The 14511-nt window shown below is 72.7% G+C and carries 13 protein-coding genes and 1 pseudogene; 9 read left to right on the forward strand and 5 right to left on the reverse strand.

Annotation, left to right across the window (positions count from 1 at the left end; translation table 11 throughout):
• Positions 1–49: 49 nt before the first annotated feature.
• Positions 50–1615 carry an MFS transporter gene (locus tag G5C65_RS16810; RefSeq protein WP_165299663.1) on the reverse strand — a complete coding sequence of 522 codons (1566 nt, stop codon included), beginning with the start codon at positions 1613–1615 and terminating at the stop codon, positions 50–52.
• A gap of 188 nt (positions 1616–1803) precedes the next feature.
• Between G5C65_RS16810 and G5C65_RS16815 the strand changes: the two genes are divergently transcribed.
• The 4 genes from G5C65_RS16815 to G5C65_RS16830 all read left to right on the forward strand — a co-directional run bounded on the left by G5C65_RS16815 (position 1804) and on the right by G5C65_RS16830 (position 7025).
• A complete protein-coding gene (locus tag G5C65_RS16815) occupies positions 1804–2418 on the forward strand; it encodes an XRE family transcriptional regulator (RefSeq protein ID WP_165299664.1) in 615 nt (204 codons plus the stop codon).
• Between the two features lie 120 nt (positions 2419–2538).
• Positions 2539–3381 (forward strand): class I SAM-dependent methyltransferase, encoded by an 843-nt coding sequence (locus G5C65_RS16820; protein WP_165299665.1) that lies wholly within the window; start codon positions 2539–2541, stop codon positions 3379–3381.
• A 357-nt stretch (positions 3382–3738) separates the two neighbouring features.
• The gene (locus G5C65_RS16825; RefSeq protein ID WP_165299666.1) at positions 3739–3912 is read left to right on the forward strand and encodes a hypothetical protein; all 174 of its coding nucleotides are present in this window, start codon (positions 3739–3741) and stop codon (positions 3910–3912) included.
• 80 nt (positions 3913–3992) lie between these two features.
• The gene (locus G5C65_RS16830) at positions 3993–7025 is read left to right on the forward strand and encodes a helix-turn-helix transcriptional regulator (protein WP_338146452.1); all 3033 of its coding nucleotides are present in this window, start codon (positions 3993–3995) and stop codon (positions 7023–7025) included.
• A gap of 436 nt (positions 7026–7461) precedes the next feature.
• Here the strand turns inward: G5C65_RS16830 and G5C65_RS16835 are convergent, their stop codons facing one another.
• Complete coding sequence (locus G5C65_RS16835; protein WP_165299668.1) at positions 7462–8736, reverse strand: hypothetical protein; 1275 nt, start codon at positions 8734–8736, stop codon at positions 7462–7464.
• A gap of 74 nt (positions 8737–8810) precedes the next feature.
• On the opposite strand from G5C65_RS16835, the gene G5C65_RS16840 reads away from it, so the two are divergent.
• Positions 8811–9371, forward strand: coding sequence for a Uma2 family endonuclease (locus G5C65_RS16840; protein WP_165299669.1), 561 nt, complete (start codon positions 8811–8813; stop codon positions 9369–9371).
• Here G5C65_RS16840 and G5C65_RS16845 read toward each other — a convergent pair.
• Both G5C65_RS16845 and G5C65_RS16850 read right to left on the reverse strand, forming a co-directional pair.
• Complete coding sequence (locus G5C65_RS16845; protein ID WP_165299670.1) at positions 9359–9604, reverse strand: DUF397 domain-containing protein; 246 nt, start codon at positions 9602–9604, stop codon at positions 9359–9361. The two genes, G5C65_RS16840 and G5C65_RS16845, sit on opposite strands and share 13 nt — an antisense overlap.
• On the reverse strand, positions 9601–10422 hold the full coding sequence (locus tag G5C65_RS16850; protein ID WP_165299671.1) for a helix-turn-helix domain-containing protein: 822 nt from the start codon (positions 10420–10422) through the stop codon (positions 9601–9603). The genes G5C65_RS16845 and G5C65_RS16850 overlap by 4 nt, the downstream gene beginning before the upstream one ends.
• Positions 10423–10507: 85 nt before the next feature.
• On the opposite strand from G5C65_RS16850, the gene G5C65_RS16855 reads away from it, so the two are divergent.
• The 4 genes from G5C65_RS16855 to G5C65_RS16870 all read left to right on the forward strand — a co-directional run bounded on the left by G5C65_RS16855 (position 10508) and on the right by G5C65_RS16870 (position 14154).
• Positions 10508–10729: a hypothetical protein gene (locus G5C65_RS16855; protein WP_165299672.1), complete on the forward strand. Its 222-nt coding sequence runs from the start codon at positions 10508–10510 to the stop codon at positions 10727–10729.
• A gap of 78 nt (positions 10730–10807) precedes the next feature.
• Positions 10808–11458, forward strand: a complete 651-nt coding sequence (locus tag G5C65_RS16860; protein WP_165299673.1) for a sensor domain-containing protein — start codon at positions 10808–10810, stop codon at positions 11456–11458.
• 230 nt (positions 11459–11688) lie between these two features.
• A complete protein-coding gene (locus G5C65_RS16865) occupies positions 11689–13185 on the forward strand; it encodes an amino acid carrier protein (protein ID WP_165299674.1) in 1497 nt (498 codons plus the stop codon).
• A 99-nt stretch (positions 13186–13284) separates the two neighbouring features.
• A complete protein-coding gene (locus tag G5C65_RS16870) occupies positions 13285–14154 on the forward strand; it encodes a MerR family transcriptional regulator (protein ID WP_165299675.1) in 870 nt (289 codons plus the stop codon).
• 42 nt (positions 14155–14196) lie between these two features.
• Here the strand turns inward: G5C65_RS16870 and G5C65_RS16875 are convergent.
• Positions 14197–14511: pseudogene (locus G5C65_RS16875) on the reverse strand (phosphotransferase); the annotation flags it as partial.

Below are 14511 nucleotides of genomic sequence, written 5' to 3' on the forward strand. Positions count from 1 at the left end.
GGAGGTTCCTCCCGCCCATTCCCCGGAAAGGGAGCTCGGAGCTCGGAGCTCAGCGGGCGGCGGCGCTCTCCGCGGTCTTCGGGCCGCGCACGGCGACGTAGACGAGCAGTACACCCATCACGGCGGCGCCGATCCACATGGCTTGCTGCCAGCCGTCGACGAAGGACTGCTGTGCGGCGTGGATCAGGTCCTGGGTGTGGCTTCCGGTGTGGGGTGCGACCTCGATGGCGTTGGCGATGCCTTCGCGGGCGGTGTCTGCGGCATCCGTGGGGACGCCGTCGAGCTTGCCGTCGATGGCGCCGCGGTAGCCGCCTGCCAGGAGCGCGCCGAGCATCGCGACACCGAGAGCGGTGCCGAACTCGCGGGTGACGTCGTTGAGCGCGGAGGCAACACCTTGCTTGGCGCGGGGCAGTGAGCTGGTGATGGCCTCGGTGGAGGGCGTCATCGACAGCCCCATGCCGATGCCCATGGCGAGCATGCCGGGCAGGATGGACAGGTAGCCGCCGTCGACGGACACGAACAGCGCCATCAGCGCCAGGCTGAGGGTGCCCAGGGCGACGCCCACGGCCATGGTGGAGCGGGCGCCGATCCTGGCGGCCATCCTCGGGGCCAGGCCGGAGGCCGTCATCATCATGACGGCCATCGGCATCATCGCCGCTGTCGACAGCAGCCCCGACCAGCCGAGGACGGCCTGGAAGAACGGGAAGAGGACCACGGCGATACCGGCCTGGACGCCGAAGACGACCAGCAGGGTGATCGAGCCGGAGGCCAGGCCGCGCTCGCGGAAGAGGCGTACGTCCAGCAGCGAGGCGTCGCGGCGGTGCAGCTCCCAGGCCACGAAGGCGATGGCGGCGACGGCGCCGACGGCCAGGCTGATCAGGGTGACGGGGGCGGTCCAGCCGCGCTCGGGGCCTTCCTGCAGGACGAAGATGAGGCCGGTCACGGCGATGGCGGAGGCCAGCGCACCGATGGTGTCGAAGGAATGGGCGGAGCGTTCGCGGGAGTTCGGCACCGACCTCAGCGTCATCGCCAGCGCGACGACGACCAGGGCCACGGGCAGTACGAACAGCCAGCGCCAGTCGGCGACGTCGACCAGCAGGGCGGAGAGGAACATGCCCAGGATGCCGCCGCCTCCGGCGACGCCGGTCCACACGCCGATGGCCTTGCCGCGCTCTTCCTCGGGGAAGGTGGAGGTGATGACGGCCAGGGTGATCGGCATGATCATCGCCGCGCTGACGCCGGCCGCCACGCGCGCGGTGATCATTATCCCGGCCGACGGAGCGAGTCCTGCGACGACGCCGGCGGTGCCGAAGATGACCAGGCCGGTGATCAGCATGGGCTTGCGGCCGAGCCGGTCACCGATCGCGCCGAGCGGCAGCAGCAGCGCGGCCAGGGCGAGGGTGTAGATGTTGATGATCCACAGGACGGTGGTCTGCGAGGCGCCGAACTCGACGGCCATGTGGGTCTGGGCGACGTTCAGCCCGGAGACGGAGGCGATGACGGCCATCAGCGCGATCGAGACGGTGATCAGGATCGCGCGCAGCTGACGCGCATCCGGCGTTCCCCCGCTGCTGACCGGAACGGCCGCCGTCTGAGGAGGCTGGTTGGTGCTCATGGTTTCCTCTGGTTTCCTTCCCGAAAGGGCGTGCGGAATCAGCGCCGGGACAGGACCGGTCGCCAGGTTGGTGGGATAGGGAACTGCTCACGGGAACTGCTCACGGGGAACTGCTCACCGCGCGGACCGCTGGATGACCTGTGTTCGACGTTAAGCTCGCCTTGCATCAAGGGCATAGCATGTTGCCTATGACGCAAGAAGATGGGCGGCTGGACAGCCTCGTACGCAAACGGATCCGCGCACTGCGCGTCGCACAGGGCTGGTCCCTGGAGGAGCTGGCCACCCGGGCCAACCTCAGCCAGTCCTCACTCAGCCGCATCGAGAACGGCCGGCGCCGCCTCGCCCTGGACCAGCTCGTGACCCTCGCCCGCGCCCTGGACACCACGTTGGACCAGCTCGTGGAGAACGCCGCCGACGACATCGTCATCAGCCCGATGATCGACGGCACCCACGGCCTGATGCGCTGGCCCATCAAGGGCGACCCCGGCATGAGCGTGATGCGTCAGAGGATGACCGACCCGCCGCCCGACAACCCGGCCCGCATGCGCGCCCACCCCGGCCGCGAATGGCTCGTCGTGTTGTCCGGTACCGCCGTCCTCATGCTCGGTCACCGGCGCTTTCGCATCGAGACCAACCAGGCCGCCGAGTTCCCCACCATGCTGCCGCACGCCATCGGCGCCGAGGGCGGCCCGTGCGAGATCATGGGCATCTTCGACCGGGACGCCCGCCGCGGCCACCAGAAGGACGCCGGCGCCGACAGCCCCGAAGCCGACTGCGGAGGGACCCAGGGGCCCTGCGCATAACGGGCCGCAGCCCCTCGGTGTGGTGGGCGGTATTGCGTGGCGGGCAGCACGCCCAGCCACCTTCTTGCGCTCTACGCAAGCAGCCGTGCCGCAGGCGCATGACGAGCTTACGGTGAAGCCATGACCCCATCGCATCAGCACACCCCCCACCACGGCGAGCGCGGTCAGGCGGAGATCCTCGATCTGGATGCCGAGGTGCTCGCCGAGCACACGGCGTCCATCACCGCCTGGCTGCCGCTGAAGAGCGAGCCGCGCCGGATCGTGGACCTGGGCTGCGGCACCGGCGCGGGAACCTTCGCGCTCCTTGAGCGCTTCCCCGACGCGCACGTCACCGCCGTCGACACCTCGGCCGGCCACCTCCAACTCCTGCGCGAGAAGGCATGCGCCCGCGGTACCGAGCGGCGCGTACGGACCGTGCAGGCCGACCTCGACTCCGACAGCTGGCCCGACCTCGGCACGCCGGATCTGGTGTGGGCCTCAGCCTCGATGCACCACATGGCCGACCCCGACCGCGCCCTGACGGGCGTCCGTGAACTGCTCGCCCCCGGCGGCCTGTTCGCCATCGTCGAGCTCGCGGGCTTCCCCCGCTTCCTGCCCCCCGGTGCCCCGGAGAGCCGGCCTGGCCTTGAGGAGCGCGCCCATGCCGCGACCGACAGCTTCCACGCCGAGCACGTGCCGCACCGCGGCGCCGACTGGGGCCCGATGCTGACAGCCGCCGGCTTCACCGTCGAGGGCGAGCGCACCGTCACCGTCACCATCGAAGGCGGGCGCAGCGAAGCGGTCGGCCGCTACGCCTACGGCAGTCTGCAGCGCGTTCGCGGCGCCGCCGCCCCCGCCCTCAGCCCCGAGGACCTCGCCGCACTCGACGAGCTCCTGGACATCAGCAGCCCGACCAGCCTGCTGCGCCGCGAGGATCTCGCTGTACGTACCGAGCGCACCGTCTGGGCCGCCCGCCGCGCCTAGGGGGTGTCCTGCGGATCTTGCCGGGCAGAAGCTGCCCCTTACTGCGCCATGCGGGGTGCGGCTGATGCCGTGGGTGCGCGCGCAGTTCCCCGCGCCCCTGACGGGGCACGCAGGGTGCGCCCCGAAGGGGCGCGGGGAACTGCGCGACCAGCCCCATCGGCGCCGCAGCCCGCAATGCACGGGCCGGGGCCGCCCCGACCCGGCTGCCCCGGCAGAGGGCAACCATGATCCGTAGGACACGCCCTAAGGCGATCCTGGCGCGGAGAGATAAGGCAGCTTCCCGATGTGGCGCCCCCACCTGGGGAACGACGCTGGAGCACAGTCAGAGACCGGCTCAGCTCGTGCAAGGAGAGCGTCATGCTGCACCACGAATTCCAGGCCACCCGTCGGGCCGACGTCCTCGCCCGCGCCGCGCGGCGCCGCCGGGCCCGCGCGGCCCGGCGGGCCGGGAGCGCGGCCCGTGCCGATACCGGCGAGCGCCGGTATCGCCTCCACCGCCTCCACCGCTTCCACCGCCTCCGTGCGGCGTGACGGGGCCCGCGGAGCCAGCGGGGCCCGCCGGCGCCGAATCCGCTGTCCCCCACCTGGGGCGCCGTGCGATGCTCGGCATCGTGTACGACAGTCACATAAGCCCCGTCTTCGTCGGTCGCGGTGCCGAGCTGGCCGCTCTCGGCGAGGGCCTGTCCCGGGCCGGCGCCGGGGAGCCGCGCGCCGTGTTCGTGGGCGGCGAGGCCGGGGTCGGCAAGACCCGGCTGGTCCAGGAGTTCCTCGGCCGGGCCGTCGCGGACGGGGCCGTCGCCGCCGTCGGCGGCTGCGTCGAGTCCGGCGCCGAAGCCCTGCCGTACCACCCCGTCTCGACCGCGCTGCGCTCGCTGCACCGCCGGCTCGGCGCGGAGCTGCACGCCGCCGTCAACGGCCAGGAGGGCGAGCTGGCCCGGCTGCTGCCCGAGCTCGGCGAGATGGACCGGGGCCGCCCCGAGACCGACGGCCGTGCCCGGCTCTTCGAGCTGACCGTCCGCCTCCTGGAGCGCCTCGCCGCGAACCGGACGCTCGTCCTGGCCCTGGAGGACCTCCACTGGGCCGACCGCTCCACCCGCGAGCTGCTCAGCTATCTGCTGCGCGCCCTCACCGACGGCCCCCTGGACAGCCGGCTGCTCGTCGTCGCCACCTACCGCGCCGACGACCTGCACCGCCGCCATCCGCTGCGGCCCGCGCTCGCCGAGTACGAGCGGCTGCGCACCGTCACCCGCCTCGAACTGCCCCGCTTCGACCGCGCCGAGGTCCGCCACCAGCTCGCCGCCATCCGCGGCGAGGACCCGCCCGAGCAGGTGCTGGACCGGGTCTTCGCCCGCTCCGAGGGCAACGCCTTCTTCGTCGAGGAGCTGGCGTGCAGCATCCGCGGCGGCTCCCCGGGCAGCATCAGCGACTCCCTGCGCGACCTGCTGCTGGTCCGGGTCGAGGCGCTGCCGGACGAGGTGCAGCGCGTGGTGCGGATCGCCGCCGGGGGCGGCTCGGAGGTGGAGTTCCGGCTGCTGGCCACCGTCACCGGGCTCGCCGAGGACGCGTTGATCGAGGCCCTGCGCGCCGCTGTCGGCGCCGCCGTCCTGCGGCCCTCCGAGGAGGGCGAGTCCTTCCGCTTCCGGCACGCGCTGCTGCGCGAGGCCGTGGTCTGCGATCTGCTGCCCGGCGAGCGCTCCCGGCTCAGCCGCCGCTACGCCGAGGCGCTGGAGGCCGACCCCGCCCTCGTACGCGCCGAGGAGCGGGCCGGGCGGCTGGCCGGCTACTGGTTCGAGGCCCGCGACCCCGCCAGGGCGCTGCCGGCCGTCCTCGCCGCGGCGGGCGCCGCGCGCGGCCGGCACGCGTTCGCCGAGCAGTACCGGATGCTGGAGCGGGCGCTGGAGCTGTGGGACGACACCCCCGAGGAGCTGCGCCGCCGCGCGATGCGGCACGCCGTCGACGACGGCCTGTGCCCGGCCGTCTCCCCGGATGTGCCCGGGGACTTCGTGGACCTGCTCGCCGCGCTCAGCATCGCCGCGCGCCGTATGGGGGAGCGCGAGCGGGCGCTCACCCTGTGCAAGCGGGCGCTGCGCGACCTCGACTCGGACCCCCTGCGCGCGGCCTGGTTCTGGACCGAGCGCCACCGGCTGGTGCGCGACCTGTCCCGCTCCGACGGCTGGGAGGAGATCGCCCGCGCCCAGGAGCTGGTGCGGGGCCTGCCGCCGTCCGTCGTCCACGCCGATGTGCTGACGCACGCGGCGCGCTGGCACGTCGTGCACCTGCCGGGGCCGACGGCGATCGAGACCGCGCGCGAGGCGGTGGAGCTGTGCCGGATGACGGGCGCCGAGGTCACCGGCCTCGACGCGCAGCACACCCTGGCCTGGCTCACCATCGACGCGGGCGATGTCGAGGGCGGCCTCGCGCAGGCCCGCGCGGTGTGCGCCCGGGACCTGGAGCCGGGCAACGCCGGCGTCCTGCTGCGCGGCTACGGCAACCTGGCCAACGCGCTGCACGGCGTCGGCCGCTACGCCGAGGCCGTGGAGACCGCCGAGCAGGGCAGCGGGCTGGCCGAGCGCCACGGACTGCCGGACACCGCCTCGTTCATCGACGCCAACCTCTCCGAGTCCCTCATCCAGCTCGGCCGCTGGGCCGACGTCGACGACGTGCTTGCGCGGGCCGACGGCCGTCGCGGGGTGAGCGTCCGCATCCGGGGGCAGCTCGCCGAGCTGCGGGCCGAACTGGCCCTGGCCCGCGGCTCGTACGACGAGGCCCGGCGCCGGCTGGAGGAGTCCGGCAGCTCCACCGCCGGCCCCTACCCGGAGCCGCAGCACACCCTGACCAAGGCCCGGCTCGCCATCGCGCTGGCCGTCGCCGACGGCCGGATCCTCGACGCCCGCTCGCTGCTGGCGGCGGCGGCCTGCGACGCCATCGCGCCCGGCCACCAGCGCTACGTCTGGCCGCTGCTGTACGAGGCCGCGGCGGCGGAGGCGCGGGCCCGCTCCCTGGCGGCGGCCGAGCCGGAGCGCGAGGCGGCGGTGGAGCGGATCCGCGAGGCGATGCGGGGCCAGCCCGAGTTCGTGCCGGTGTGGGCCGCGTACGCCCTGATGACCGAGGCCGAGCTGCGCACCGCCGAGGGCCGGGACGCCACGGCCCGCTGGACGGAGGCCGTCGCCGCCGCCGAGCGACTGGAGGCCCCGGCGCTGCTGGCCGTCGCCCGGTCGCGGCTCGCGGAGGCCCTGATCGCCCAGCGCGGCGCCGGTTCCCGCGAAGCGGCCGAAGCGGCCGGCGAACTGCTGCGGCAGGCCGAGGCGGTAGCGCGCGAGCTGGGCGCGGTACCGCTCGCGACGGAGATCACCGCGCTGGCCGGCCGCGCCCGGATCCCGCTGCGGCAGGACGACCGGGCCGACGGGGAGGCGGACCCGCCCCCGCCCCCGCCCCCGGCGGAGGCGCTGGGGCTGACCGCTCGGGAACGGGACGTGCTGCGCCTGGTCGCCGCCGGGCGGAGCAACCGGCAGATCGCCCAGGAGCTGTTCATCGCGCCGAAGACGGCGAGCGTGCACGTCTCCAACATCCTGGCCAAGCTGGGCGTTTCGGGCCGGGGCGAGGCCGCGGCCCTCGCGCACCGGCTCGGGGCGCTCGACGCGTGACGCTCCGCCGCCGGGGCTGCCTTGTGGTTGCCCCTTGCTGATTCGTCGCAGGCCGCGGGTGCTCCGTGGCCGGTCGCGCAGTTCCCCGCGCCCCTGACGGGGCGCCTCGTCAGGGGCGCGGGGAACTGCGCGCGCAACTACGCATGCAGCCGCAGTCCGCAGTCCGCAGTCCGCAGTCCGCAGTCCGCAGTCCGCAGGACGCGGGCAGGGGCAGGGGCAGCCTCGACCCGGCTGCCCCGTCAGAGGGGAACTACGATCCGTCGGCCAGGTGCTAGGGGGTGTTTCGCAAGCCCCGTGCGGCGCATGGGGCGTCCGGTGCGTGCTCTCGGCGTGCCGGGTGAAAGCCCTCGTACTGGGCGTACTCGGGCTTTCGGCCGGTGCGGCGAGAGCGCGTGCCGGGCGTTCCAGGCGTCGTGCGGGGCTTTCGAAACACCCCCTAGCGCCACTCCAGGACGGTGCCCGCCCGCAGCGCCCGCTGCGCGCCCGGTGCCGTGATCTTCTTCGGGGTCGAGCCCGGTGTCGTCGCGACCCGGAAGTGCTCCGTCCGGGAGCCCTGCCGGGAGGTGAAGATCAGTTCCCCGCCGTCGGCGGAGAGCGCGCGCGGGGTGTTCTCCCGCTTGGTGGTCGGGAGGATGGGGTCGCCCGCCGCGCCCTCGGGCGTGTCCTCGTCCTCTCGGAGGCTGCCGGCGTCCACCGTCCAGAAGTTGTTCGCCCGCTCAGGGTCGTTCGCCGCGATGCTCCGGTCGCCGCACAGCACCGTCGTGCTGTCCGTCCAGCCCCAGGGCCGGCAGCTGCTGGGGAGCGGGTAGAGGGTCGCATCCCCGTCCCGCACCGTGAGGGGGTTGCGGGGGACGTCCACGACGTTCACCCCCTGCATCTCTTGGAACCCCGCCGCCCTGCGGCCGTCAGGGCTGAACGTGACGGCCTTCGCCGTGAACGCGCTCACCGGCCTGCCGCCCAGCGAGAATCCGCGGCGGTCGCCGCGCAGGGTGTTGCCGGTGCCGTGCGGGACCGGTTTGCTCACCTTCGACCCGGTCAGCCGGACGCTGGCGATCTTCGGCGCCCTCTTGTCCTCGTCGGTGCCGGAGACGAACCAGACCTCCTTCCCGTCGCTGCCCGGAGTGAAGAGAGGGTGCATCTCCCCCGGCGCGTCCGCGTAGTCCGCGGTGCTCTCCTTGGTGAGCTTCGTCGCCTTGCCGTCCGGCGTCACGACGGCGGCCCGCGTACTCTCCGTCTCGCGGTTGTGCAGGACGACGGCCATCCGGGAGTAGTCGTCGTCGAACACCTGCCGCACACTCGGCTCCGGGATCGGGTCCGGGCCCTTGCCGCTCGGCTTCGTGTGGGGAAGGTTGCGCTTGCACAGCTCGGCCACCGGCGTCCGCGCGTCATCCTCCCGCAGCGCCGTCTCGGCGGGCAGCGTGAACTCCGTCCTGCCCCTGGGCTTCCAGGACGTGGGGTCCCACGCCTCCACGGTCACCCTGGCGGGGCTGCTCGCCGGCACGGTGCACCACGCGGTGACGACGACGCCCTTCGCCGGTATCGCCCCGTCCCGTGCGCCCCCGCCCTGCGAGCCGCTCTGCCGGGGGTCGGCGCTCGGGGACGCCTTGTCGTCACTGTCGCCGCTGTCGCCGTCGCCGCCGCAGCCCGCGAGCGCGATGGCGGCGGTGAGCGTCAGGACCGCGAGAGGTGTGTGATGCCTTCGTCCACGCATGCTGCGCGAGTGTATCCGGCCCCTGTCCGCCTGCCCTGCGCGCACGGAGGGAGAACGGTGCCGACTGGGGCGGGATGCTGCGCCTGGCCGACTCCCTCGAAGACGCAGCCAGACAGCGGCAGTCCCAGCTCATCCGTGCCGACATCACCGACGGGGAGTTCCGCATCCACATGGTGAGCCCGTCCAACCCGCACGGCGTGATTGTTATGCGGGTCGGTGTGCAGATCTCCCGCCAGGACCCCGGCGCTGTCGTCTCCGTCGAGAACCGCATCCACCATCCCGGGGTGGGCATGGTCCGGACCCCCGACCTCATCGTCATGAGCCAGGAGGCGTTCGAGGGGCAGGAAGACGACTACGCGGTGTTCGCTCCGGACATCGCGCTGGCCGTGGAGGTCGTCTCACACTCCAACCCCGGCAACGACTACGTGGCCAAGCTGCGCGACTACCCGCGTATGGGGGTTCCCGTCTACATGATCATCGATCCTCGGGAGGGTACGGCCAGCGTGCACTCCTCTCTGGGCACGACCAGCGGCCAGCCGGGCTACGCCGAGACCGCGCGGTGCGGTTCCGGCGGGACCGTCCGCGCCGCTGACTGGGACATCGACACCACTGGCTTCCCCCGCTACCGGAGCTGAGACCGGGCGAAGGCCGACCACGCGGGGCCCGGGAAGGTGAGCTCGGGGCCGGTGCCGCCCTGCTTGGAGTCCCGGACGTGGACGGACTGGGGGCAGTTCGTCGCCACTTCGACGCAGGCGCTGCCCTCGTCGTCGCTGTACGTCGACTTGTGCCAGTCGAGGGCGACTTCGACGCAGTTGCTGCCCTCGCCGTCGCTGTAACTCGACTTGAACCAGGCAAGGTTGGTTCTCACAGCTCTTTCACCATCCGCTCGATGAAGCGTGAGGTCTCCTCGGTGCTGAGGGCCTCCTGGCGGATCCTGCCATAGCGTACGGTCAGCTCGCTGACGATCTCCGCGTCGGTGGTGAACTGCGTCAGCGACTGGCCCTCCGTCAGCGCGAAGTGGTCGTGGCTCTGGTCCTCCAGCAGCACCATCGGCCCGTTGAGGGCGGCAGAGATCGCGCTGGTGAAGGGCAGCACCTGGAGGGAGATACGGCGCTCCCGCATCAGGTCCAGCAGGTGGAGCAACTGGTCCCGGTGGACCTTCGGGCCGCCGACGGGGCAGCGCAGGGCCGCCTCGTAGACCACGAAGTGCAGCGCGACGGCGGGCTTGCGGTGCAGGATCTCCTGGCGCTTCAGCCGGGCCTGGACGCGCTCCTCCGCCGTGCCCTCGTCCAGGGGCGGGTAGCGGTCGCTGATCAGCGCCCGCATGTACTCCTCCGTCTGGAGCAGGCCCGGGATCAGCGCGACCTCGTACCAGTGCAGCACGCGCGCGTCCGTCTCGTACCCGAAGTAGTCGTGCGACCGCTCCGGGAAGCGGTTGTCCTCCTGGTAGTTGAGGCCCGCCTTCAACTTCCCGTTGGCGCCCACCATCTCGTCCGTCATCGTCGCGGCGCGCGGCGACAGGGGGCGGCGGCCCTGCTCCACGGCCTTGACCGTGTCCACCGAGCAGTTGACCGTCTCGGCGATCTCCTCGCGGCTCAGCCCTGCCTCGATGCGCCAGCGTTTGAACTGGTCGCCCAAGTAACGGCGGCTGAGGGGCTGCTGGCTGTTCCTGGGGCGTTCGGCCATACACACGCTCGCTTCTCAGGGGCACCCACGCTGGGTATCCGGACCGTGACTCCTGATGTTACTGCGCGTGAGCCACCGTGAACCCATGAACAGTGAGATTCCCCTGTGCGGCAGCTTCGCCGTGGACACCCGGGACGGGCGGATCGGCGTCGTCATGGACACGATGGACGGCGTCGTGCAGTTGCGCCCGCCGCAGGGCGGGCGGGAGTGGGACGTGCCGTACGACGTCGTGCGCACGGCCAGCAGGGACGAGCGCATCAAGGGGCGGGTCGCGGAACTGAACTGGCAGAGCCGCAGGCTCCAGTGAGAGGTGTAGTTATGTACACCGTCCGGAACACCACCCAGGCGGCTGCCGGGATCCGCCGTGCGGGACGATCGTGGAGACATGACCACGACGATGGAGTTCCCGATGACCCCGACCAGCGCTACCCAGCCTGCGGTGGGCGCCCGCGTTCCCGGGCGCTTCCGTCGCGAAGTGGGATATCTGCTCTCCGGGCTGCCGCTCGGTACGGCGGCGTTCGTCCTGCTGGTGACCGGCTTCTCGCTGGGCGTCTCGACGCTGGTGATCGCGCTCGGGGTGCCGGTGCTGGGCGGGACGCTGGCGATGGCGCGGTACTTCGCGCGGGTGGAGTCGGCGCAGATCGAGTACGTCACCGGGCGCGCGCTGCCCCCGCTGCCCGAGCGGACCCCGCGCGGCGGCTGGGCGATGCTGGCTGACGCGCAGGGGTGGCGGGACCTGCTGCACGCGGTCGTGATGTTCCCGGTGCGGGTCACGACGTTCTCGCTGTCGGTGTCCTGGATGGCGGGGGCCGCGGGCGGGCTGACCTACGGGCTGTGGTCCTGGTCGCTGCCGAGGGACGAGAACGACGGGCTGGCGGACCTGGCCTTCGGCTGGTCCGGGCGGGGTCCGGACATCGCTTTCATGATGGTGCTGGGCGCTTTCTTCCTGGCGACCTGCGTTCCGGTGATCCGGGGGCTGGTCGCCGCGCAGACCGGGCTGGGGCGTGTGCTGCTGCGGGACGGGGGTCGGCTGTAGCACGGGCCCGGCCCGCACCAGGCTCCCTCCGCCGCCGTCGGGGACGGCGGAGGGGGCCTTTGCCGTGTGCCCGCCGTATGTGTCCGCCGTCACAGCGCGCTGTGAGATAGGGCACGCGCTGAGCGGTGGGGGGTATCCGCATAGCGGAGTAGGCTGCGGAAGATTTTGTGGAATGTTGTCCCCCCGGCCGGTGCTCCGCGCACCGGCCGTGATCTCCCCGAGGACGCCGCGTGGATTCGCTCAACTCGTTCATCGTCGACGTCAACGACGCTTTCTGGACCTGGCTCCTGATCCCCCTGGTGGTCGGCGCCGCGCTGTACTTCACGCTCCGCTCACGCGGCGTACAGATCCGGCTGCTGCCCGAGATGGTGCGGGTGCTCGGCGACAAGTCGGAGCCGGGGACGGACGGCCGCAAGCCGGTCTCGTCCTTCGGGGCCTTCACCATCTCCGCCGCCGCGCGGGTGGGCACCGGCAACATCGCGGGCGTGGCCGCCGCCATCACGGCCGGCGGCGCGGGCGCGGTGTTCTGGATGTGGGTGATGGCGCTGCTCGGCGCGTCGTCCGCGTTCGTGGAGGCCGCGCTGGCCCAGCTCTACAAGGTCCGGAACCGGGACGAGGACGGCACGCCGTCCGGCACGTACCGCGGCGGGCCCGCGTACTACATGCAGCGCGGCCTCGGGAAGCGCTGGATGGGCGTGGTCTTCGCGGTCGTGATCACCCTCACCTTCGGGTTCGTGTTCAACGCCGTGCAGTCCAACACCATCACCTCGGTGACCCAGGGCTCGTTCGGCGACGGCTTCCCGGCGGGGGTCGCGGGCGGGATCGTGGTGGTGCTGCTGGCGCTGGTGATCTTCGGCGGCGTACGGCGCATCGCGTCGGTGACGCAGACCGTGGTGCCGCTGATGGCCGTGCTCTATCTGCTGCTCGGCCTGGCGGTCGTCATCGTCAACATCACCGATGTGCCGCGCGTCTTCGGGGACATCGTGGGCGGCGCGTTCGGCTTCCGGGAGGTCGCGGGCGGCGCGATCGGTGCCGCGATCCAGCAGGGCATCCGGCGCGGCATGTTCTCGAACGAGGCGGGGCTGGGCTCGGCGCCGAACGCGGCGGCGACGGCCGAGGTCTCGCACCCCGTCAAGCAGGGGCTCGTGCAGTCCCTCGGGGTGTTCTTTGACACCCTGCTGATCTGCTCGATGACGGCGTTCATCATCCTCACCACCAACCCGTCGCTCTCCGAGCGGGGCGGCGCCGACCTGACGCAGTCCGCGCTGGAGGACTCGCTCGGCGGCTGGGCCGGGCACGCCCTGACCCTGGTGGTCTTCCTGCTCGCCTTCTCCACGCTGATCGGCAACTACTACTACGGCGAGTCGAACATCCAGTTCATGACGGGCGACCGGGCGCGGTGGGTGCTGCCCGGGTACCGGGTGCTGGTGCTGTGCGCCGTCTTCGGCGGGGCGCTGGGCTCGGTGGACGTGGTGTGGAACCTCGCGGACGTGTTCATGGGCAGCATGGCGCTGGTGAACCTGCTGGCGATCCTGCCGCTGTCGGCCATCGCCTGGAAGCTGATGGACGACTATCTGGCGCAGCGGCGGCAGGGGCTCAACCCGGTCTTCGAGCGGAACCGGCTGCCGGAGCTGCCGGGCGAGATCGAGTGCTGGGGCGGAAGCGGCGAGGGCGACGGCGCGTCCGGGAGCGGAGTGCGCTTCAAGAAGGACCGGCCCTCGGTCTGACGGCCCGACCGCCTGATCGCCTGACCGCCCGGCCGCCGGGCTTCCCGGCCCGCGCGGCTTGACCCTCACCCCGTGTGAGGCGGTGGAGTCGGAGACGTCATGTTCAGTATCGGAGCTTTCGCCGCGCACGGTCGGGTGTCGGTACGGATGCTGCGGCACTACGACGCGGTCGGGCTGCTGAGGCCCGCCCGCGTCGACCCCGCCAGCGGCTACCGCTACTACACCGCCGACCAGCTCGCCCGCCTCAACCGGATCATCGCGCTCAAGGACCTCGGGTTCACGCTCCAGCAGGTGCGGGTGATCCTCGATGAGCGGGAGCCGGTGAGCGCGGAGGAGCTGCGCGGCATGCTGCGGCTGCGGGAGGCGGAGCTGGAGGCGTCGCTCGCGGCGGACGCGGCACGGCTCGCGCGGGTCGGGGCGAGGCTCCGGATGATCGAGAGTGAGGGACGTATGTCGTCCGGTGACGATGTCGTGATCAAGAGCCTGCCCGCCGTGCGGGTCGCGGAGCTGACCGGTCTCGCGGAGCGGTCCGAGCCCGACGCGATCGGGCCGGTGATCCAGCCGCTCTACGGGGAGCTGCTGGAGCGGCTGGAGACGGCCGGGGTCGCCCTGGCCGGGAACGGGCTGGCGTACTACGAGGAGACCGGGGCGGGGGAGGACGGCGACGGCGGTGACGCCGTACGGGTGCACGCCGCCGTCCAGATCGACCCCGGTACGCCGCCGGACGTCCCCGGCGCGTTCGAGGTGCGCGACCTGCCCGCCGTCGAGTGCGCCGCCACCCTGGTGCACCGGGGGTCCATGGACGAGGTCATGCCCAGCCTGCAGACGCTGGCCCGGTGGATCGAGGCCAACGGCTACCGCTCGGCGGGGTACCCGCGCGAACTCCAGCTCTCCTGCGAGGGCGGGCCGGACCAGTGGGTGACGGAACTCCAGGAGCCGGTGGTACGGGCGCGGCCCGGCAACGGGTGAGGGGCGGCAGCGGGTGAGGGGGCGCCCCGGCAGCCCCTCCGGTCACGGGGTCAACAGGTCCGCCAGCCCCCGCCAGCCCGACTCGGTGTCCTCCGTGCGCGTGTGCGGGGCGCGGAACCAGGTCACGTACTCCGCGGCGTCCTCCAGGTCCCAGCGGAGCCGGTACACCTCCAGCGCCTGCGGGTCCGGCTCGCGGCCGGTCGCGTCGGCGTAGCGGGCCAGGTCGTCCGCCGTGCCGGCGACCTGCCACAGGTCGCGCTCGGGGAGGGCGAGGCCCGCCGTGTCCCAGTCGGCGAGGAGGAGACGGCCGCCGGAGTGGCCGTTGGAGTGGCCGCCGGAGGGGTCGGCGGAGGGGTC

This window comes from Streptomyces boncukensis, assembly GCF_011045075.1.
Taxonomy (GTDB): domain Bacteria; phylum Actinomycetota; class Actinomycetes; order Streptomycetales; family Streptomycetaceae; genus Streptomyces; species Streptomyces boncukensis.